Source organism: Prauserella marina (assembly GCF_002240355.1).
Classification (GTDB): domain Bacteria; phylum Actinomycetota; class Actinomycetes; order Mycobacteriales; family Pseudonocardiaceae; genus Prauserella_A; species Prauserella_A marina.
On the sequence record NZ_CP016353.1, the window covers coordinates 3,312,069 to 3,332,205 of the forward strand.

Here is a 20,137-nt window from a genome sequence, read left to right on the forward strand (position 1 = left end):
CTCGAAGCCCAGTATGGCGACCACCACCGATCCCGCGCCGAACGCCGATTTCGCGGCGGAACGGCCTTCCGCGGCACAGACCGAGGTCTGCGTCGGCGATCAAGCGCGCTTTCCGTACCGCACCATCACGATGGGCCTCATCGGCAGCATCGTGGTGCTACTCGCCTCGCTCGGCGCGGGCGGCATCCTCATCCGTGACCCGATCATCGGAACCGGGCCGCTGTCGTGGATGCGCTACGGCCACGGAAAAGCGCTCAGCACCGCGGTGCTCTATGTCGGTTTCGGACTGCTGGTGTGGGCGTGGGTGCGGCTCGGCCGCTACGCGCTCGCCGGCCGGATCGGCACCAAGCCCATCGTCATCGCCGCGCTGGCCTGGATGGCGCCGCTGTTGATCGCGCCGCCACTGTTCACCCGGGACGTTTTCTCCTACCTCGGCCAGGGCGCTCAGTTGCTGTACGGGCTGGACCCGTACTCCTACGGTCCCGCCGCGCTCGACGTGCTGCCCGACGTGGTGCAGAACGTGCACCCGCTGTGGCAGACCACCCCCGCGCCCTACGGCCCGTTGTTCCTGTTGATCGCCAAGGGCACCGTCGCGGTGACCGGCAACAACATGATCGCCGGTGTCATCGTCACCAGGGTCATACTGCTGCTCGGGCTTGCCGGGATGCTCTGGGCGCTGCCCCGGCTGGTGAAGCACCTCGGCGGCAGGCTCCCCGTCACGATGTGGCTCGCCGTTGCCAGCCCGATGATGGTCATCCACCTCGTCGGCGGCCCGCACAACGACCTGTTGATGCTGGGGCTGCTGACCATCGGGGTGCTGGCCGCGCTGGAGCGGCATCACGCGGTCGCGATAGCGCTCGTCACGGTCGGGATGCTGATCAAACCCACGGCCGCCGTCGCGCTGCCGTTCCTGGTCTGGGTGTGGGCCAACCATCTGCCAGAAGAGGAAAGCCTGCGCCGCAGGTTCTTCAAGGCGGTGACCCCTTCGCTGGGGATCTTCGGGGTCGTGTTCGTCGTCGGTACCTGGGTGTCACTCGGCTCGTTCAATCTCGGCTGGGTCGGCGGTTTGCAGGCACCAGGGCTGATCGTCAACTGGCTGAACGCGCCAAGCGGTGTGGGCGAGCTCTTCTACACCCTGGTCAACGCCATCGTCGACGTGCAGCCTTCGCCGTTCATCACGGTCGCGAGGGCCATCGGCTGGGCGTTGCTCGCCGCGTTCCTCGTTCGGCAGTGGTGGCTCGCCCGGCGTGGCGGCAACGAGGCGATCCTGCGCATGGCCATGGCGTTGCTCGCCGTGGCGATCCTGGCGCCTCCCACCCTGCCCTGGTACCTGACCTGGGGCTTCGTGATCGCTTCCGCCTTCCCGTGGCGCCGCATCCACCTCGCGGGTGTCGTGGCGATCTCGATGGTGCTCGTGCTCGTGTACTACCCGACGGGCGAGCAGAGCCTCTACGACTGGTGGTTCGTCGCCGGTGTCATCGCGGCCAGCCTCTACGGGGCGGCCTCGCTGCTCAAACCGGACCCACTCGGGCTCATCGCCGCGTGGCGGAGGCCGGCCAAGGACGAGAAACCCGAGCGCGAGAAACCCGAGGACGAGAAAGCCGACGTCCACAGTGGATGACGCAAGGTGGAGGGATCGCGGATCCCTCCACCTTTTCCGTTGTCGCGTCAGCCGGTGACGTACTGCTGAGCGAACTCCGCCGTCGGCGCGATCGGAGTGATCACGTCGATCAGCACCCCGCTCGGGTCGGCGACGATGAAGTGCCGCTGCCCGAAGTCCTCGTCCCGTAGTTCGAGCTCGGGCGTGAGACCCTTCTCGCCGACCAGTCGCCGGTACTCGGCGTCGACGTCGGTGACCTCCAGGTTGAGCAACAGCCCGCGCACGGGGTGCCGGTATGCCTCAGGGAGGGTCGGGTGAGTGTGGTCGAGCAGCGCGAGTTCGTAGGCCGGCGGTCCCGGTCTGTGCAGGCTCACGTACCAGTCGGCTTCGAACACGATCTCGAACCCGAGCAGGTCCGTGTAGAACGCCGCGCTCTCTGCGAGCTTCGCGGTGCACACGACCGGGTAGAAGCTGGTCAACGTCATGATGGATTCCCCTTTCGCGTACCATCGGTATGCGAAACTGAGGCTAATTCGCGTACCGGTGGTATGTCAAATGGAGGGGTCATGAAGCACGGCGTGCGAGCCGAGCAGCGCGAACAGACCCGTCGCACCCTGTTGGCACAGGGAAGGCGGCTGTTCGCGGAGAAAGGGTACGCCGACGTGGGGCTCGCCGAGATCGTCGCCGCCGCCGGTGTCACCAAGGGCGCCTTCTATCACCACTTCGACAGCAAGCTCGCGCTCTTCCGCGGCGTGCTGACCGCGGTGCAGGAGCAGGTGGGCGCTGAGGTGGCCGCCGCGGCCGACGCGGAAAAGGATCCGTGGCGGCAGCTCGTCACCGGCTGCCTCACCTTCCTCACGGCCACGGCGGCTCCCGACGTACAGCGCGTCATGCTCGTCGACGGCCCGGCCGTGCTCGGCTGGGCCGAATGGCGGGCACTGGACGAGGCGTCCTCGGCGCGGCATCTCGCGGAGGCACTGGAGGTATTGATCGGATCCGGTGTGCTCGCCCGTCAGCCGGTCGCGCCGCTGACCCACCTGCTGTCCGGTGCGATGAACGAAGCCGCACTGTGGCTCGCCGGCTCGGCGGGGAACACCGACCTCGACGACACCAAGGCGGCGCTCACTAGGATGCTCACCGCACTGCGGGCCGACAACGGCGTGCGCTGACCTTTCGTGTTCAGGCGCTGGCCGTCCAGCCACGCCAGGTGGTCGCGGTGATGCTCACGACGGGACCGCGCGGCGGTTGCTCGGTGTACTGCCCGTACTTCGCGGTCAGCGCCGCGACGGGCTCGTCGCGACCCGAGTCGGTGAGCACCGTCGCCGTACCGTCGGCTCTCACCCACCACAGCAGGGACCAGTCCTCGTCGTAGTGGTCGGCGAGCACCGCGACCGCCGGATTCGCGGCGATGTTGCGGAGCCTGCGCAGGTTCGTCGTCGACTTCGGTTTCGCGTCGATCGCGAACACGATCCGGTTGCCGAGCACCGTGAAGGTCACCGGGACGAGATGGGGAAAGCCCTTCTCGTCCACGGTCGCCAGCCTCGCGACCCGAGCGGCGGCGAATCTGTCGCGAGCCTCCTGTTCGGACAGTCGCATCAGAGCGGCCTCAACGTCGCGGCATCGGCGTCGAGTTCGGCCATGACACCCAGCGGCACCGTCAGCGAACCAGGGACGTGCCCGAAACCCAGCTCCCACACCACCGGGACCCCGAGCGGCGCGAGCCGATCGAGCATCACCGCGCGGATCTCGCCCGCGTCGCCGCACTGGGCCCACGACCCGAGCGCGATCCCTTCGACACCGGCGAACCAGCCGGAACGCAGCAACTGCGTCAGCATCCGATCCAGCCGGTACGGTTCCTCGCTCACATCCTCCAGCAGCGCGATCCCGCCACGAGCACCGCGGTGTTCCGCTGTGCCGACACCGGCCGCCAGCAGGCTGAGGCTCCCGCCGACCGTACGCCCGCGTGCCGTTCCCGGCACCAGTGCCGAGGCGTGCTCACCACGCAACGTGCCCGAGGAACCGAACAGGGCCGCGCGCAGGCCCTCTGCCGCGACGGGATCGAAAAGGGCCGAGGCAGGCATCGGGCAGAACACCGTGGGCAGTCCAAGATGGACACCGACGGCCTCGTGCAGCGCGGTCGCGTCGCTCGACCCTGCGAACACTTTCGGCCCCGCGGCTCGCAATGCCCGCCAGTCCACGAGATCCAGCATCCGCTGACAGCCGTAGCCGCCCCGAGCCGCGAACACCCCTGCCACGTCGTCGGCCAGCCACGCTTGCTCGAATTCCTTCGCCCTGGACGCGTCGTCCCCTGCGAGGTAGCGAAACTCCGGGTGCCGGGCCAGTACGCCGGGCATGACCCTGACTCCGAGCCCCCATGACGTGAGCGTGCCGACGGCCGAGTCGAGCAGATCCTCGGTCACCGGCCCCGCCGGTGCGACGAGCGCGACCGTGTCCCCGGCCGCCAGCGGCAGTCCGGTCACCGCGAGAGGTCCAGGCTCGGCACCCCGGGAGTGGGGAAACCGAAGACCGCGCCGTAGAAGGCCAGTTCGGCCTCCAGCGCGGCGACGATCGTGCTCGCCTTGCGGAAGCCGTGCTGTTCTCCCTCGAAGGTCAGGTGCGCGTGCGCAATGCCGCTTCCCGCGAGCGAGTCCACGAATCGCTGTGCTTGTTCGGGCGGGCAGATCTCGTCCTCCAGTCCCTGCAACAACAACACCGGCCCCGCGAGATCGCCGATGTTGGTGATGGGGGAGCGCTCGACCCAGCGTTTCGCGGTGCCGGGAAGCGCTCCGATGAGTCCTTCGAGGTAGCGCGATTCGAAGTCGTGTGTCTCGCCGCCCGCTCCCGTCCACGGTTCGAGGTCGAGGATCGGGAACTTGATGGTCGCGGCGCGGTAGGTGCGCACGGTGGTCATCGAGGCCGCCGAGGTGAACCCGCCCGCGCTGCCACCCCTGATGGCAAGGCGGTCGGGGTCGGCGATGCCTTCGGCGACGAGAGCTTCCGCGACGGCGGCGCAGTCGCCGACGTCAACGACGCCCCATTGCTCCCGCAGGCGCTGCCTGAACCGCCGTCCGTATCCGGTGGAGCCGCCGTAGTCGACGGCGACGACCCCGATCCCTCTGCTGGTCAGGTAGGAGAAGTCGAGATCGAGTACCGGATAGTTGCGTCCGGTGGGGCCACCGTGGGCGTGCACGACGTACGGCGGCAAGTCGCCTTCCGGCGCGCGGAAATCCGGGTTGGCGGGCGGGTAGACGTAGGCGGGAACCGGTTCTCCTTCGGCGTCGTGGAACACCCGCTGTTCCGGAACGGACAGGTAGCCGGGATCGGGAAGCCCTGGTTGCGCGGTCAGCTCGGTGATGGCGCCGTCGGAGAGATCGACGTGGACGACGGCGGTCTCCCTGCGTGGCCCCGCCGCGATGCCGACGATTCCCCCGTCGCCCGCGACGGCGATGGACGGCGACCACGCGGTCAGTTCGGTGGCCACGTGCTCCAGCGAGCCGGTGGTCTCGTCGAGAACGGCCAGCTTTCCCGCGTCGATGACCGCATGCCTGCGCTCGCCGAGCGGCACCATCCATCGCGAGCCGATTTTCCACAGCGCGCCCCCAAGTTCGGCCCGCGCCTCGGCGAGGTTGGTCAGCTCACCGGAAAGGCTTATCCGGTGCGGGTTCCACCACCCGTTCGGATCGAGCAGCGCGAGCAGGTGCTCCTCGTCCTCCCAGTCGAGCTGGCACACGGCGACGTCGGGTCCGCCCGCGAGCACCCTGTGCGGCCCGAAGCTCCCGTCGTCCCGCACTTCGGCGACACACAGTTCGGTTCCGTCCCACGGCATCGCGGGATGGTTCCAGCCGAGCCACGCGGCATGTGTTCCACCGGGGGAGAGCTGCGGCGCGGTGAGAAAGTGGTGGCTGGCCGCAAGTACCCGTGGCTCGCCACCCTCCGGGGAGATCGCGACGAGGTCTCGCGCGACGTCGGTGCGCTGTGGTCCCGTTTCGCGTTCGCGTACGGCCCACACCTGCGATCCCTTGCCCCGTCGCAGGTCGCCGTAGCGGATACTCTGCGGCGCCGGTGGTTCCGGGGTGCACGGCACCGTCGTTCCCGTGGCCAGATCGCGGACGTAGCCGCGCTGGTCGTCCCAGTTGGTGAACACGAGCGACGTCGCCGTGGCCAGCCACGGCCGCCCGCCGTACTCGTGCACCCTGTTGCGGGCGCTCCACGGCGCGGGCAGGACTTCCTCGATCCCCTCACCGGTCGAGCGCACCACGGCGACCCTGCCCGCTTCGGCGGGCCGCGCCTCCGCCCACCAGACCTCGCCAGCAACGACGTCGAGCCACTGCGGGGTCACTCCGGCCGTGGCGACGTCGGCCGCCGCGATGGGTGATGTCCAGGAACCGAACGGCGCGATCTCAGGCATTCCGCCACCTTAGAGGTCGCGTGGATCACACGGCGGCATCGTGGTACCCGCGCTCTGCCGTGACATCGGTCAGAAGACCGCGCCCCGGGCGAGCCTGATCGTGGAAGTTGGCCTAGGGTCGTATGTGCCATGGCTCGTGTCATTCACGTATTCCGTCAACCCGACCGCTTCGTAGCCGGGACCGTCGGGGAACCCGGCGACCGCACTTTCTATCTACAGGCGGCGGAGAACTCCCGCGTCATCAGCGTGACCATCGAGAAGCAGCAGGTCGCCGTGCTCGCGGAACGACTCGGCTCGCTGCTTGAGGAAGTCGCGAGCCGGTTCGGGGCCGACGTTCCCGACGAGGTGTCCGACGACCTGCTCGACATGGAGCCGCTCCAGGTTCCGGTCGAGGAGGAATTCAAGGTCGGCACCATGGGACTCGGCTGGGACGCCGAAAGCAAGGCCGTCGTCGTCGAACTGCTCGCCATCACCGAGGGCGAGGTCGACGAGACGGTGGTGCTCGACGACACCGACGAGGGCCCTGACGCGGTCAGGGTGTTTCTCGACCCCTCGGCGGCCCGCGCGTTCGCCACGCGGGCCGACCGCGTCGTCAACGCGGGAAGGAAACCGTGCCCGCTGTGCGGTGAACCGCTCGATCCCGAGGGGCACATCTGCCCGAGGCAGAACGGCTACCGCCGCAATTCCGACCTCACCGAGGAAAGCTGACGACACGGTGGCAGCCGACCACCTCGCCCCTGCCGACCCCGCCGATCCCGCCGCGAAGGAACTCGTCGAACACGGCAGGCTCGACGTCGAGGGCCGTCTCGTCGACGCGTCGAACGTGACGTTGTTCTGCACCATCGAACTGGATGGCGTCAGCGCGAACGCGGTGTACAAGCCGGTCTCCGGTGAGCGTCCGTTGTGGGACTTTCCCGACGGCACGCTCGCGGGCAGGGAGGTCGCGACCTACCTCGTCGCCGAAGCCGCCGGACTCGGTGGCGTTCCGCCGACGGTGCTGCGCGAGGGCCCGTTCGGCGAGGGCATGGTGCAGTTGTGGGTCGAGACGACCGGAGAGGAACTGGTCGAGGTGTGCGCGCCAGCCGATGTTCCGGACGGCTGGCGGGTCGTGCTGCACGCACACGACAGGTCGGGTGCGCCCGCCGTGCTCGCGCACTCTTCGCACGAGGGCCTGCGCGACATCGCGGTGCTCGACGTGGTGGTCAACAACACCGACCGCAAGGGCGGGCACCTGCTCAGCGGTCCCCGCGACCGGATCTACGGCGTGGATCACGGAATCTGCCTGCACACCGATCCCAAGCTGCGGACCGTGCTGTGGGGCTGGGTCGGCGAACCGCTGCCGGATTCCGTGGTCGACAAACTGCGCAAGCTGCGTTGGTCGCTCGACCACGAACTGGGTGAGGCGCTCGGCGAGCACCTCACCCCAGCCGAGGTCACGGCATTGGGGGAGCGCACCGACATCCTGCTCGACGACGGTGTTTTTCCCGCGCCTGGCGATGATTGGCGTGCCATTCCCTGGCCGCTGTTCTAGCGCGGCCCACCGGATCAGCGGAAACGCTCCGCGTTCTGCTTGGCCCACTCCGCGTAGGTCGTGGCGCCGCGGCCGGTGAGCTGTTCGAATCCGGGCTCCGGCTCCATCCGCATCTCGTTGCCTCCGCTCAGTAGCCAGTCCGCGGTCTCCGAATCGACGCCCTGGTCGAGCCATGCTTGCTTGGCTTCCTCCCGGGTTTGCTCGATGTAGCGGACGTCGCGGCCGAGCGCGTCGGCGATCGCGGCGACCTGCTGCGGGATGGTGATCGCCTCGGGACCGCTCAACGGGTACTTCCGGTTGGCGTGCTTGTCGTCGAGCAGTGCGGCGGCAGCCGCGACGGCGATGTCCCGCATGGATATCGGTGTGTCGGTGGCGAGCGGGAACGGTGCGCGCACCACGTTTTCGGCGCGGATCGAGACGGCCCAGTTGTCGGTGTTCTCCATGAAGGCGCCCGGACACAGGAACGTCCAGCCGAAACCGGCCTCGATGATCGCGCGCTCGATCGCCACGAACGAGAGCGCGTAGTCGTCGGCGGCGTCGTCGCCCGCCAATATCGAGGTCAGCGCGACCACGCGACGCACGCCCGCCTCTTTGGCCATCCGCGCGACGGTCTCGATCGTGCCGGGCATCGGCGCGAGGTACACCGTGTCGACGCCCTCCAGCGCCGAGGGCAATGTCTCCGGCTTACCGAGGTAGCCCCGCGCCACCTCCACGTCGCCGGGAAGCGCCGCCTTGGCCGGATTGGTGGTGAGCGCCCTGACCCGCTCACCGCTTCCGGCGAGTTCGTCGACGACCATGCGGCCGATGTTGCCCGTCGCGCCGGTCACCAGAATCGTCATCGAGTTCCCCAATTCGGTACATCGTACGTAATTACTGGGCCAGCATACTCCGTACGCCGCACGGAGTCATAGGATGATGCCGATGACCGACGACGAAGGGCCGCGCGACTTCGAGCGCGGCATGCGGCTGCTCTGGCGCGTGCCCGGTGAACCCGAATCCACCGAATCCGGCTCCGCCGCGCGGCGGAGGGGACCGAAACCCGCGCTCAGCGTGGAGCAGATCGTGCGGGCCGCCATCGAGATCGCCGACATCGACGGCCTCACCGGGTTGTCGATGCGCAAGGTCGCGGATTGGCTCGGGGTGGGCACGATGTCGCTCTACACCTATGTGCCGGGGAAAGCCGAGCTGGTGAGCCTGATGCTGGACGCGGTCGACGCGCGGGGAGAGCTGCCGCACACCGTCGACGGCGGGTGGCGCGAGCAGACGGCGGCATGGGCGAGGGAGGACTGGCTGCTGTATCAGCGGCACGAGTGGATGCTGCGGACGCCAGGAAGGCAGCCACTCGGTCCCAACACGATGCGCCGGTTCGACTCGGCCCTTCGCGCGCTGCGGGGAACGGGATTGCCGCAGGACGAGCTGGTGGCCGCCGCCGACGTGATCGACAGTTACACCAGGGGCATGGCCGCCCGCGCCGCGGACAGCAGGCAACTGGAACGACGCACCGGCACGAGCGAGCGGACCTGGTGGGACGAGTACGGCCCGCTGCTCGATGCCCGCATCACCGAGGCGACCTATCCCGCCGTCCACCTCGCACGGCGGTCGGGTGCTTTCGACAGCGACATCGACAGTTTCGAATACGGGCTACAGCGCATTCTCGACGGCATCGAGGGCCGCGTCACCGGTGAGCACTGACCGGCGTGGCGCGGGGCCGCCCCGGGGTGCCTGCCGCTAGGTTCTGCTCCCGTGCGCTCCCATTCCTATGACGACGTGCTGAGTGGACCTCGTAAACGCAAGGTGCCGGAGGTGCCCGCCGAACCGGGTCTCGTCGTGGAGGATCCCGCGAGCGGGTTCTGCGGCGCGCTGGTGAAGCTCGAATACGGCAACGCCGTACTGGAGGATCGCAAGGGCAGGCACCGCGTCTTCCCGCTGGGGCCCGCTGCCTTCCTCCTTGAGGGCAAGCCGGTGACGCTCGTGCCGGTACGCGAGAAGCCGGCCGCGGTGACGACGAGGTCGGCCTCCGGCTCGGTCAAGGTGACCGGGCTGAAGGCGAGGGTCGCCCGTGACTCCAGAATCTGGGTGGAAGGCAAGCACGACGCCGAACTCGTCGAGCGGGTGTGGGGTCACGACCTGCGCGTCGAGGGCGTCGTGGTGGAACCGCTCGATGGCGTCGACTCGCTCGCCGATCGGATCGCCGAGTTCGGCACCGGTCCCGGCCGCAGGCTCGGGGTGCTCGTCGACCACCTCGTGCCGGGAACAAAGGAGGCCCGGATCGTCGAGACGATCCGGGACGAGAACGTGCTGGTGACCGGGCACCCCTACGTCGATGTGTGGCAGGCGGTGAAGCCGGGCGCCGTCGGCATCAAGGCATGGCCGGTGGTCCCGAAGGGCATCGAGTGGAAGCAGGGCATCTGCGCCGCGCTCGGCTGGGGAGAACCCTACGAAGGATGGCAACGGGTGCTGAGCGGAGTCGGCGGTTTCCGCGACCTGGAGACTCCGTTGCTGGGCGCGGTCGAACGGCTGATCGACTTCGTCACCACCGAACAGGGCTGATCGGCGCCCTGGTGGCGCGCGAGAGCGAATCATCCACTGACAAGGTCACGCGTAGATCACTTCCTGTGATCTTCTCGGTGGAAGCCGACACTATCTGAGAGCATGGCGGCATGACAGCGGCGCTCATCTGGCTCATCGTCGGGGTCGGCCTGGTGGTTGCGGAAGTCCTTTCCGGGGACTTCGTCCTCCTCATGCTCGGACTCGGCGCGTTGTTCGGAGCGGGCTCCGCCGCGCTCACGGGCAACCCGATCATCGACGTGATCGTTTTCGCGGTGGCTTCGGCGGGCTTGCTCGTACTGGCGAGACCCGCGCTGAAGCGGAAGTTCCTCTCGGGGCCGGGAGTGAAAACCAACGCCGACGCACTGGTCGGTGCCGCCGCTGTCACGTTGTCTATTGTGGATGCCCACAGTGGTCAGGTGAAGCTGGCCGGTGATGTCTGGTCCGCCCGCAGTATCGCGGAAGGACACGTCATCGAGCCGGGTACTACGGTGACCGTCGTCGAAATCGCCGGGGCGACAGCGGTCGTCTCCGCGGAACCATGATGGCCGGGACGCCAAAGCCGGGAAACCCCGGCTGAGCTGGAGAAGAGGAGCAAGTTTTGTCGGCAGCAGGATGGATTGTTGTCGCTATCCTCGCGCTCTTCGTGATCGTCACGGTCGCGAAGGCGCTCATGGTGGTGCCACAAGCCCAATCGGCGGTGATCGAACGTCTCGGCCGGTTCAAGACGGTCGCGTCCCCCGGCCTCAATTTCCTGGTTCCCTTCCTTGACAAGGTCAGGGCGAGGGTCGACCTCAGGGAACAGGTCGTTTCGTTTCCGCCGCAACCCGTGATCACCCAGGACAACCTGACGGTGTCCATCGACACGGTCGTGTACTTCCAGGTCACCGACTCGCGTGCCGCGGTGTACGAGATCTCGAACTACATCGTCGGTGTCGAACAATTGACCACGACGACACTGAGGAACGTCGTGGGTGGCATGTCCCTTGAGGACACGCTGACCTCGCGTGACCAGATCAACCAGCAGTTGCGTGGTGTTCTCGACGAGGCCACCGGTCGCTGGGGGATCAGGGTCGCCAGGGTCGAGCTGAAGGCGATCGATCCTCCACCGTCCATTCAGGACTCGATGGAGAAGCAGATGCGCGCGGACAGGGAGAAGCGCGCGATGATCCTGACCGCCGAAGGTCAGCGGGAATCGGCCATCAAGACGGCGGAAGGCCAGAAGCAGAGCCAGATCCTCGCGGCGGAAGGCTCCAAGCAAGCGGCGATCCTGGCCGCGGAAGCCGAGCGGCAGTCGCGCATCCTGCGGGCGCAGGGTGAACGTGCCGCGAGGTACCTGCAAGCTCAGGGGCAGGCGAAAGCCATCGAGAAGGTGTTCGCCTCGATCAAGGCCAGCAAGCCGACCCCCGAGGTGCTTGCCTACCAGTACTTGCAGACGTTGCCGCAGATGGCTCAGGGCGACGCCAACAAGGTGTGGCTGGTGCCGAGCGACTACGGCAAGGCTCTGGAAGGCTTTGCCCGCAGCCTCGGCGCGAAGGGCGACGACGGCGTGTTCCGCTACGAGCCGCCGAAGGACGACAACGTCGAGATGCCGCCTCTGGACGACGAGGAGGTCGCGAGCTGGTTCGACACGGCCTCCGACCCGCACGTCGCGCAGGCCGTGCGCGAGGCGGAAGCCGTCGCGCGGCAGGAGGTTCCCGGGCCGCTGTCCACGCCTTCCCGGCCGGCGACCCCGCCGCCCGCGGTGTCGGCGCTGAAGGGCAGCAACCCGCCCGAGGCCGCACCGGAGCCGAAGGAGGAGCAGGCTCCGCAGCTTCCGCCGTCGTCGACGGAGGCACCGCAGTCGACACCTCCGCCGCCGCCTCCGCCAGCGCCGCCGCAGGCGCAGCAGCCTCCCTACGGTGGTGCGCCGCGTCCGCAGCAGCCGGGACCGTTCACCCCGCCGCCGCAGCAGGGTGGGCAGTATCCGCCGCAGGGGCCGCCGTTCGGTGGTCCTCCGCGTCAGCAGTAGTGAACAGGGAAAAGGGCGCTCGCACGACACCGTGCGGGCGCCCTTTTCTCAGCTGGACGTCCGGTGCTTTCCCGGTGTGCGCGCGTAGACGTTGTCGTCGGTGATGTCGGCTCGTGAACGGTCGGGCAACACGATCACACACACCACCGTGACCACCGCCGAGAACACGATGTAGGCGGAAATGGAGAACGGGGTGCCGGTGGAGTGCAGCAGCCAGGTCGCCAGCAGCGGTGCGGGTCCTCCCGCGAACACCGAGGCGAGCTGGTAGCCGAGCCCGGCGCCGCCGTAGCGGAGATGGGTGGGGAAGCTTTCGCCGATCAGCGCGGCCTGCGGTCCGTATTGCATGGCGTGCGGGATCATCGAGGCGATCACGATCAGGAAGATCGCCAGCGCGCTCCCGTCCTTGAGCACGGCGAAATACGGGAAGGCGAGTGCCCCGACGAGAATCGCGCCGCTGAGGTAGACGCGCTTTCGCCCGATGCTGTCGGAAAGCCGGGAGAACAGTGGGATGGTGGCGAGTTCGATGGCCGCGGCGACGAGTACCGCGTTGAGCACGAACGTCTTGCTCAGGTCGCGTTCCTCCACCGCGTACACGAGCACGAAGCTGGTGAACAGGTAGAACGGCATCTGCTCGCTGAACCGCAGTCCCGCCGAGAGCAGGATTTCGCGCCAGTGGTGCTTGACCGCGTCGGTGACGGGCTTCGACGATGTTCGCCGCTCGGCCACGACAGCGGCGAACATCGGCGTTTCGAGTATGCGCAGCCGGATGACGAGACCGACCGCGACGAGCACGAGGCTCGCGAGGAACGGGATGCGCCAGCCCCACGAAGTGAAGGATTCGGCGGGCAGCAGCGCCGAGAGCAGGGTCATCCCTCCGGTGCCCAGCACGAGGCCCATCGGAACGCCCATCTGGGCGAAGCTCGCCAGCAGGCCGCGTTTGCGCTGGTCGCCCCATTCCATGGCGAGCAGTACCGACCCGCTCCACTCGCCGCCGACCGCGATGCCCTGGATGAGCCGCAGCACGACCAGCATGATCGGGGCGACGATGCCGATGGAGTCGGTTCCCGGCAGCACGCCGATGACGCCGGAGGCGATGCCCATCAGCAGCAGCGTGATGATGAGTGTGGTTTTGCGGCCGATCCGGTCGCCCCAGTAGCCGAAGATGGCCGCGCCGACGGGCCGCGCCGCGAACCCGACGGCGTAGGTCGCGAAGGACTGCATCGCGCCCGCGTAGCTGCTCGACTCGGGGAAGAACACGGCGGGGAAGATCAACGCGGCCGCGGTGTTGTAGAGGAAGAAGTCGTACCACTCGATGGTCGTTCCGATAACGCTGGCCGCGGCGGCTCTGCGGGCCTGGGTTCCTCGCTGGCCGTGTTGCGCTCGCAATGCCTTGTTCGCTTCGTCGCGCCCGAGAATCATGGTGCCACTCCCTGCCTCGGCGGAATACCGTATACATCAGGCGACTGATCCGGTAGAGGTTCAATCGGCCGAACGGTGGTTCTCGCCTCGACGGTGGGTGACTTGCTCACCCCGGCGGCGGGCCATGCTCAGCGAACGGGGTCGCGCTCCGGTGTCACCGGGGCCAGCTCGGGCCGCTTGGCGGTGACCGCGTCGCCGGAGGATTCACCGCGAAGCCGTCTGCCGATCCACGGCAGCGCGTGCTCACGTGCCCAGCGCAGGTTCTGCGTACGCGCGTCGCGTGGAGCCGGTGGGACGGCGGGAGGCAGGACGGGAGCAGCGATGCCGTGCCTGACGCCGAGCGCGTCGAGTGTGGCCACGGCGATGAGGGTGTGGCCGAGCGTGTTGAGGTGGATGCGGTCGGGCGACCACAGTCGCCGGTCCCGCAGCGCGGTCATGGCCCACATGTCCACGAGCAGCGTGTCGTGCTTGGCCGCGATGAGCCGGACGTGCTCGTTGTAGATCGCGGTGCGGCCGCGCATCTTGCGAAACAGCGGGTCGGCGACGCCGTCGACTCCGGTGAACAGCACCACCGTCGCCCCGGCCGCGGCGAGCATGCCCACCGCGGCGTCGTAGCTCGCGGCGAGACCGTCGATGTCGATCTTCGGGCGCATCAGGTCGTTGCCGCCCGCGTAGAGGGTGACCAGCTCCGGCCGCATCGCCACGGCGCGTTCGAGTTGCTCGTCGAGTACCTGCCGCAGGAGCCTGCCGCGCACGGCGAGGTTGGCGTAGCCGAGGGCGGGCGAATGCGCGGCGAGCTGCCCGGCGACGCGGTCGGCCCAGCCGCGAACACCGTTGGGGGCGGCGGGATCGTCGTCGCCGACTCCTTCGGTGAAGGAATCACCGATGGCGACGAACCTGGTTACCCATTCCGCCGGTATCCCGGCTCCCGTGCGGTCGATCATGTGTCGCACTCTAACGACGGTCCGACCGTGACCGGGCTCGCGGTCCGGCTCAGGACTGGCCGCGTTCGCGATGCTGGGCGACGTGCACCCGGGTCGCGCAGCGGGTCGAACAGTAGCGACGCCTTCCGTTGCGTGAGGTGTCGACGAACACGACGTGGCAGCCTTCCCGCTCGCACCGGCCCATTCGCCCCGGTTCCTCGCAGATGAGGTGGGCGAGGCCGCCCGCGGTGTAGGCCCTGATCCTGCGCAGCGGGTCGGAGTCGTTTTCGGCGGAGTAGTGCAGATGTGGTGGTTTGCCGTCGTGCCTGGCGATGTGTGGCCTGCACGCCGAGTCGGCCAGCAGCGAGTTGACGAGATCGACGCGGACGTCCTTGTCCGGTTCGGCGAACACGTCGCGCAGGCGTGCCGTCCACTCTCGAACTCCGTCCGCCTGCCCTGAATCGAGGTCGCCGACGATCATGTTCTCCGATCGGACGACGGCGGTGAGCGCTTCGGCCGTCGTCTCGGTGGTATTGACCAGCGCGACCGCGACGCGCGCCGCCCTGCCTCCGTAAGGGTTGAACTCCACTGACCCATTACAGCACGCTGGGGGCATGAATGACCAACGCTGCCCCCGGTGCGGGTGGCCCGTGCGTGAACTGCCCCCTTCGGCGGGATCGGCCCATCCCATGTCCGACGGCTACGCCAGCTATCGGCGCTGTGTGTGCGGAAGCTGGCTGTTGCAGGTCAACGGGGTCGTCATCGGCGCGACCGGCGCAAGCCGGTCATGAGCCTTCCCTGTGCTCGGCAAGGATCTGAGCGAGCGTGTGGGTCGGCGAGCTGTCGAGTTTGTGCCGGTGCGCGTCGTACCGGTCGCGGGTGGTGCGGATGTCGGCATGGCCGAGCAGGTCCTGCACCTTCTGCACCGGAACGTTGTGCGCCAGCAGCAACGTGCCCGTCGTCCGGCGCGCGGTGTGCGGCGAGATGCTGTCGGCCGAGGCGAGCCCCGCGGCCTTGGCGAATCTGCGCAGGGTCTGCCACACGTCGCGCTGCGTGAGCGCCTTGCCGCCAGGCTTCCGGGGATCGTGCGGGTGCGGTGTCGTCGCCAGCAGCGGACCTTCCAGTTGCTGCGCGGGCACTCCTGTCCGGTCGGCGCGGACGGCGAGATAGCGCCCGAGCGGGCGCAACGCGGGCGCCACGACCGGGACGAAGTCACGCTGACCGCCCTTGCTGGTGTAGCGAAGAATGGTGTGCCCGGCGTCGATGCCCAGATCGGACACCGAAGCCGAGGTGATGCCGGAAACCCGCAGCCCGGTGTAGAACAGCAGCGCCACCAGCGCGGCATCCCGCCACGAGGCTTCCGTGTCGTTGCCCTGCGCTCTCGTTTCGACGTAGTCGAGCAGGGTGGCGGTGGAGCGCTCGTCCAGCGCGGGCAACGGCGATGCCTTCGCGCGTTTCGGCCGGGTCACCGCACCGATCGGATTGGTGTCGGTGACGTCGTTGGACTGCAAGTACCGGTACCAGCTCGACACCCCGGCCAGCGTGCGGGCGATCGTCGAAGGCGCCGCGGGTCGCGCGACGCCGTCGCGGCCCTTGACCGTCAGTGTGGACTTCCACGCGTCGACGTCGGCCCTGCGCGCGCGCAGCGGGTCGAGGCCCGACCTGTCGCACCAGGACAGCCAGGCGGCGAGGTCGGCGAAGTAGGCGCGCCGGGTGTGGTCGCTCTTGTCCGCGCCGAGCCACAACACCGTGACCGCTCTGACCGAGTAGCGGTCGTTCGGGTCGGGCACACCCAGCGCGGGCAGTAACGCGACGGCGGTGGTGAGGTCGCCCGCCGTCGCCCTGGCGCTGGTGAGATCGGTGGAACCGGGAATGTCGATCATGGTGCCGACGATTGTGCCCTCTTCCGGAGGGAAGCCGGGGAAAAGTCCGTCGCGTCGTGTCGAATTCCGCGATCGTTGTTCGACGCACTGACGACACTGATGACCCGGCGGGACCGAGGCGGTCCGGCCACCAGCACACGAGGAGAGCGCGCCATGCGTTTCATGATGATCGTCAAGAGCACGCCCGAGTCCGAGAAGGGCGGCCTGCCGACCACCGAAGAGCTCACCGCGATGGGCAAGTACAACGAGGAGCTGGTCAAGGCCGGTGTGATGCTCGACGGCAACGGTCTCGCCCCGAGCTCGCAGGGAGCGAGGGTCACCTTCGCCGACCAGGGCAAGACCACCGTCACCGACGGCCCGTTCGCCGAGTCCAAGGAACTCATCGCCGGCTACTGGATCCTCGACGTGAAGTCCAGGGAGGAAGCCATCGAGTGGGCGCGGCGGGTGCCGTTCGGCAGCGGTGGCGTGCTGGAGATCCGGAAAGTCGCCGAAGCCGAGGATTTCGGTGACAACTTCACCCCTGAACTGCGGGAGGCCGAGGATGCGCTGAACGAGGAGGTCGCCAAGCGCAGGCAAGGCTGAACCACCCGGCCCCGCTTGCCGGGCTGGCGCGTCTTTGCTGAGATGCGCTGGTGACGGTCACCGACACCCGGCAAGCCATCGACGCGGTATGGCGCATCGAATCGGCGCGGTTGATCGCGGGTCTGGCCCGCATGGTGCGCGATGTGGGCGTTGCCGAGGAACTTGCCCAGGACGCGCTGGTCGCGGCCCTTGAGCAATGGCCGGGGTCAGGTGTTCCGGACAACCCGGGCGCCTGGCTCATGGCCGTGGCCAAGCGCAGGGCCATCGACCAGTTCCGCAGGCAGGAACGGCTTGAGCGCAAGGTCACCGAGCTGGGCCGCGACCTGGAGACCAGCGCCGCCGCCGACCAGCCCGATCTCGTCGATGTCGACGACGACATCGGTGACGACCTGCTGCGCTTGGTGTTCACCGCGTGCCATCCCGTGCTGTCGACGGAAGCCAAGGTCGCGTTGACGCTGCGCCTGCTCGGCGGGCTCACCACCGACGAGATCGCCCGCGCCTTCCTCGTGCCGGAATCCACGATGGCCCAGCGGATCGTGCGGGCGAAGCGGACTCTGGCGAAGAAGAAGGTGCCGTTCGAGGTGCCGAGGGGCGCCGAGCTCGCGCAGCGGCTCTCGGCCGTGCTCGAAGTGCTCTACCTGATCTTCAACGAAGGCTACTCGGCAACCGCCGGTGACGACCTGATGCGACCCGAGCTGTGTGCCGAGGCGCAACGGCTCGGTCGAATCGTCGCGGCGCTCCGCCCGGAAGAACCGGAGGTGCACGGTCTCGTCGCGCTGATGGAGATCCAGGCGTCACGGTCCGGCGCCAGGGTGGATGCCGGGGGCGAACCCATCCTGCTGCTCGATCAGGACCGGTCGAGGTGGGACCGCTTGCTGATCCGGCGTGGCCTCGCGGCGCTTGCCAAAGCCCAAGGGCTGAGCGAGAGTTCCGGACCCTACACCGTGCAGGCCGCCATCGCGGCCTGTCATGCCCGTGCCACGACGGCGGAGCACACCGACTGGGGCGAGATCGCCCGGCTCTACGCCGAGCTCGCCGCGCTTACCGGGTCACCCGTCGTGGAACTCAACAGGGCGGTCGCGGTGGCGATGGCCTCCGGCCCGGCGGCCGGTCTCGAACTCGTCGACCAGCTCGCCGACGAACCCAGCCTGGCGCGCTACCACCTGCTGCCGAGCGTGCGCGGTGACCTGCTGAGCAAACTCGACAGGCAGGCCGAAGCCCGTGCCGAGTTCGAGAAGGCGGCCGCGATGACCCGCAACGCGCGGGAACGCGCCATCCTGCTCGACCGCGCGGCGAAGTGTGAAACCGGCTGAACCTCAGCCGGCACCTGGCAGGCCCGCGCTCGCCGCGAGCACGGCCAGCCGCACCCTGTTCGAGGAACCCGTCTTCGTCATCAGACTCGCGACGTGCGTCTTGACCGTCGTCACGCCGATGTGCAGCCGTTGCGCGATGTCGGCGTTGGACAGTCCCTCACCGACGAGAGCCAGCACGTCGCGCTCTCTGCCGGTCAGCTCAGGAAGCGCGGAGGCACCCGGTGGCACCGCGTTTTCCCTCGCGTTGACGGCGGTGCTGACCAGCCTGCGCAGCACGGTCCTGCTGAACGGCGCGTCACCAGCCGCGACCCTGCGCACGGCGTCGAGTACTTCCTCGGGCGCCGCGTCCTTGGCGAGGAAACCGTGCGCGCCAGCGGCCAGAGCGGGGTAGAGATGTTCGTCGTCGTCGAACGTCGTCAGCACCAGCACCCTCGTGGAGGGGCGGGAGGCCAGAATCCGCGCCGTGGCGGTGATGCCGTCGACGCCGGGCATCCTGAGGTCCATGAGCACCACGTCGGGCAATGTCTGCGCGACCAGTGTGGTGGCCTGATGGCCGTTGTCGGCCTCACCGACGACCTCGATGTCGTCGGTGGCCCCGCACAACATGCGCAGGCCCGCTCGCACGAGGTGCTGATCGTCGACCAGCAGCACTCTGATCATCGGATGTTCTCCTCGGCGTTGTTCGGCATCCAGGCGGCGAGCCGCCAACCGTCCTGTCCCGGCTCGCTGCGGAGTCCGCCGCCGAGCAGTTCGACGCGCTCGCGCAGGCCGACGAGCCCGAAGCCCGTGTTGTCGTCCGAGGTGGGCGCGGGGTGGGCGCCGTTGTCGGCGATCTCGATGTGGACCTCCTCCGGCGTCGTCGACACCCGCAACCGGGCTGTCGCGGACCTTCCGGCGTGCTTGATCACGTTGGTGAGCCCTTCCTGTACCACCCGCAGCACCGCGAGGCGACGCATCGAGTCGAGTGTGGTGATTCCCTTATCGACGTCGGCGTCGATGATCAGACCGGAGTTCCTCGCCCGTTCCACCGTGCCCGCCAGCGCGCCGGTGAACCCGTCGTCGCCGATCAGCGCCGTGCCCGCTTCCTCGTTGATGCTGGCCGGATCCCGCAGCGTGGCCACGAGTTTGCGCAGATCGGTCAGTGCCGTGCTCGTCGTGGTGTGCACATCGGACAGTGCGGTCGCGACGGCGGGTTCTCGTTCGCCGAGTGCGATCCTCGCGGCGCCGACTCCCATCGCCACCGAAGCCAGGTAGTGCGCGACGAGATCGTGCAGTTCCCGCGCGATCGCCGTGCGTTCGGCCGCCCTCGCCTCCCTGACCGCGATCTCCCGCTGCCTGCGGTCCTTGACCCCGCGCTGCAGTACCGAACGGATGTAGGCGCCGAGCACGATGGGGGGCACGGTCGCCAGCGCGATCGTGAACGGCGTGAGCAGGGGGTGGAACGCCGGTGCGTAGACGATGAACTGCGCGGCGAGGTAGCCGGCGATGCCGGTCCAGCACTGCCAGCCGGTCCTGCGCATCGCCAGCTCCCCGAGCGCGATGGCGGCCAGCGCGAAGATCACCGCGTTGGCGACCACCGCGTCGAGCACGACGATGGCAAGCACGGTGAGTGCCGACTGGATGAGTGTCACCGCGAGCGGAAACCTGCCGCCGACGACGGTGCACGCCGCGGAGATCAGCGCCAGTACCCAGTCCCAGCCATGGGGTGGGACTGGGCCGTGTGACAAAGCCACATAGGTAATCGCGGCGACCATCGGCGTGAACCGGACGGGCGCCCAGACGAGCGTCGGGAACCGCTGGAGGATCCGGGAGAGCACCGTTCGACCCTAGGGAACAACCCCACGACTCGCCTCCTGCCGGAGGAGGAGGCGGTCTCGTCCGGCAGGCCGGGAGTGCGGCCCGCAAGCGGAGGTGCAGGGG

The 20,137-nt window shown here is 68.5% G+C and carries 22 protein-coding genes; 11 read left to right on the forward strand and 11 right to left on the reverse strand.

Annotation, left to right across the window (positions count from 1 at the left end; translation table 11 throughout):
- Positions 1-13 precede the first annotated feature (13 nt).
- A complete protein-coding gene (gene mptB / locus BAY61_RS15475; protein ID WP_091804338.1) occupies positions 14-1,621 on the forward strand; it encodes a polyprenol phosphomannose-dependent alpha 1,6 mannosyltransferase MptB in 1,608 nt (535 codons plus the stop codon).
- Between the two features lie 47 nt (positions 1,622-1,668).
- On the opposite strand, the gene BAY61_RS15480 is transcribed toward mptB, so the two are convergent.
- A complete protein-coding gene (locus BAY61_RS15480; protein ID WP_091804341.1) occupies positions 1,669-2,085 on the reverse strand; it encodes a VOC family protein in 417 nt (138 codons plus the stop codon).
- A gap of 81 nt (positions 2,086-2,166) precedes the next feature.
- Between BAY61_RS15480 and BAY61_RS15485 the strand changes: the two genes are divergently transcribed.
- Positions 2,167-2,769, forward strand: a complete 603-nt coding sequence (locus BAY61_RS15485) for a TetR/AcrR family transcriptional regulator (RefSeq protein WP_091804344.1) — start codon at positions 2,167-2,169, stop codon at positions 2,767-2,769.
- A 10-nt stretch (positions 2,770-2,779) separates the two neighbouring features.
- On the opposite strand, the gene BAY61_RS15490 is transcribed toward BAY61_RS15485, so the two are convergent.
- From BAY61_RS15490 to BAY61_RS15500, 3 genes are read right to left on the reverse strand one after another with little or no spacing between them, the layout of a single operon-like run.
- The gene (locus tag BAY61_RS15490) at positions 2,780-3,196 is read right to left on the reverse strand and encodes a TIGR03668 family PPOX class F420-dependent oxidoreductase (RefSeq protein ID WP_091804347.1); all 417 of its coding nucleotides are present in this window, start codon (positions 3,194-3,196) and stop codon (positions 2,780-2,782) included.
- On the reverse strand, positions 3,196-4,080 hold the full coding sequence (locus BAY61_RS15495; RefSeq protein ID WP_245866132.1) for a S66 peptidase family protein: 885 nt from the start codon (positions 4,078-4,080) through the stop codon (positions 3,196-3,198). The genes BAY61_RS15490 and BAY61_RS15495 overlap by 1 nt, the downstream gene beginning before the upstream one ends.
- Complete coding sequence (locus BAY61_RS15500; protein WP_091804350.1) at positions 4,077-6,008, reverse strand: prolyl oligopeptidase family serine peptidase; 1,932 nt, start codon at positions 6,006-6,008, stop codon at positions 4,077-4,079. The genes BAY61_RS15495 and BAY61_RS15500 overlap by 4 nt, the downstream gene beginning before the upstream one ends.
- A 129-nt stretch (positions 6,009-6,137) precedes the next feature.
- Between BAY61_RS15500 and BAY61_RS15505 the strand changes: the two genes are divergently transcribed.
- Both BAY61_RS15505 and BAY61_RS15510 read left to right on the forward strand, forming a co-directional pair.
- On the forward strand, positions 6,138-6,716 hold the full coding sequence (locus tag BAY61_RS15505; protein ID WP_091804353.1) for a DUF3090 domain-containing protein: 579 nt from the start codon (positions 6,138-6,140) through the stop codon (positions 6,714-6,716).
- 7 nt (positions 6,717-6,723) lie between these two features.
- Positions 6,724-7,539, forward strand: a complete 816-nt coding sequence (locus BAY61_RS15510; protein ID WP_091804356.1) for an SCO1664 family protein — start codon at positions 6,724-6,726, stop codon at positions 7,537-7,539.
- 14 nt (positions 7,540-7,553) lie between these two features.
- Here BAY61_RS15510 and BAY61_RS15515 read toward each other — a convergent pair whose 3' ends face one another.
- Positions 7,554-8,378, reverse strand: coding sequence for an NAD(P)H-binding protein (locus BAY61_RS15515; RefSeq protein ID WP_091804359.1), 825 nt, complete (start codon positions 8,376-8,378; stop codon positions 7,554-7,556).
- An 82-nt stretch (positions 8,379-8,460) separates the two neighbouring features.
- On the opposite strand from BAY61_RS15515, the gene BAY61_RS15520 reads away from it, so the two are divergent.
- From BAY61_RS15520 to BAY61_RS15535, 4 genes are all read left to right on the forward strand, one after another.
- Complete coding sequence (locus BAY61_RS15520; RefSeq protein ID WP_170140190.1) at positions 8,461-9,231, forward strand: TetR/AcrR family transcriptional regulator; 771 nt, start codon at positions 8,461-8,463, stop codon at positions 9,229-9,231.
- Between the two features lie 51 nt (positions 9,232-9,282).
- The gene (locus tag BAY61_RS15525) at positions 9,283-10,089 is read left to right on the forward strand and encodes a DUF3097 domain-containing protein (RefSeq protein WP_091804365.1); all 807 of its coding nucleotides are present in this window, start codon (positions 9,283-9,285) and stop codon (positions 10,087-10,089) included.
- A 110-nt stretch (positions 10,090-10,199) separates the two neighbouring features.
- The gene (locus BAY61_RS15530) at positions 10,200-10,631 is read left to right on the forward strand and encodes an NfeD family protein (RefSeq protein WP_091804368.1); all 432 of its coding nucleotides are present in this window, start codon (positions 10,200-10,202) and stop codon (positions 10,629-10,631) included.
- 56 nt (positions 10,632-10,687) lie between these two features.
- The gene (locus BAY61_RS15535; protein ID WP_420848794.1) at positions 10,688-12,097 is read left to right on the forward strand and encodes an SPFH domain-containing protein; all 1,410 of its coding nucleotides are present in this window, start codon (positions 10,688-10,690) and stop codon (positions 12,095-12,097) included.
- 48 nt (positions 12,098-12,145) lie between these two features.
- Here the strand turns inward: BAY61_RS15535 and BAY61_RS15540 are convergent, their stop codons facing one another.
- From BAY61_RS15540 to BAY61_RS15550, 3 genes are all read right to left on the reverse strand, one after another.
- Positions 12,146-13,516, reverse strand: coding sequence for an MFS transporter (locus tag BAY61_RS15540; protein WP_091804371.1), 1,371 nt, complete (start codon positions 13,514-13,516; stop codon positions 12,146-12,148).
- A gap of 128 nt (positions 13,517-13,644) precedes the next feature.
- Positions 13,645-14,460, reverse strand: coding sequence for an SGNH/GDSL hydrolase family protein (locus BAY61_RS15545; protein ID WP_091804373.1), 816 nt, complete (start codon positions 14,458-14,460; stop codon positions 13,645-13,647).
- A 49-nt stretch (positions 14,461-14,509) separates the two neighbouring features.
- Positions 14,510-15,028, reverse strand: a complete 519-nt coding sequence (locus BAY61_RS15550; protein WP_091804376.1) for a CGNR zinc finger domain-containing protein — start codon at positions 15,026-15,028, stop codon at positions 14,510-14,512.
- Positions 15,029-15,053: 25 nt separating this feature from the next.
- On the opposite strand from BAY61_RS15550, the gene BAY61_RS32915 reads away from it, so the two are divergent.
- Positions 15,054-15,230: a hypothetical protein gene (locus tag BAY61_RS32915; RefSeq protein ID WP_170140191.1), complete on the forward strand. Its 177-nt coding sequence runs from the start codon at positions 15,054-15,056 to the stop codon at positions 15,228-15,230.
- On the opposite strand, the gene BAY61_RS15555 is transcribed toward BAY61_RS32915, so the two are convergent.
- Complete coding sequence (locus BAY61_RS15555; RefSeq protein WP_091804379.1) at positions 15,225-16,322, reverse strand: tyrosine-type recombinase/integrase; 1,098 nt, start codon at positions 16,320-16,322, stop codon at positions 15,225-15,227. The two genes, BAY61_RS32915 and BAY61_RS15555, sit on opposite strands and share 6 nt — an antisense overlap.
- Positions 16,323-16,475: 153 nt before the next feature.
- On the opposite strand from BAY61_RS15555, the gene BAY61_RS15560 reads away from it, so the two are divergent.
- Both BAY61_RS15560 and BAY61_RS15565 read left to right on the forward strand, forming a co-directional pair.
- Entirely contained in the window at positions 16,476-16,904 is a 429-nt protein-coding gene (locus BAY61_RS15560; RefSeq protein WP_091804382.1) for a YciI family protein, read from the forward strand.
- A gap of 50 nt (positions 16,905-16,954) precedes the next feature.
- Positions 16,955-18,217, forward strand: coding sequence for an RNA polymerase sigma factor (locus BAY61_RS15565; protein ID WP_091804386.1), 1,263 nt, complete (start codon positions 16,955-16,957; stop codon positions 18,215-18,217).
- Between the two features lie 3 nt (positions 18,218-18,220).
- Here BAY61_RS15565 and BAY61_RS15570 read toward each other — a convergent pair whose 3' ends face one another.
- Positions 18,221-18,877: a response regulator transcription factor gene (locus BAY61_RS15570; protein WP_091804388.1), complete on the reverse strand. Its 657-nt coding sequence runs from the start codon at positions 18,875-18,877 to the stop codon at positions 18,221-18,223.
- Complete coding sequence (locus BAY61_RS15575; RefSeq protein WP_091804391.1) at positions 18,874-20,034, reverse strand: sensor histidine kinase; 1,161 nt, start codon at positions 20,032-20,034, stop codon at positions 18,874-18,876. The genes BAY61_RS15570 and BAY61_RS15575 overlap by 4 nt, the downstream gene beginning before the upstream one ends.
- Positions 20,035-20,137: the final 103 nt, after the last annotated feature.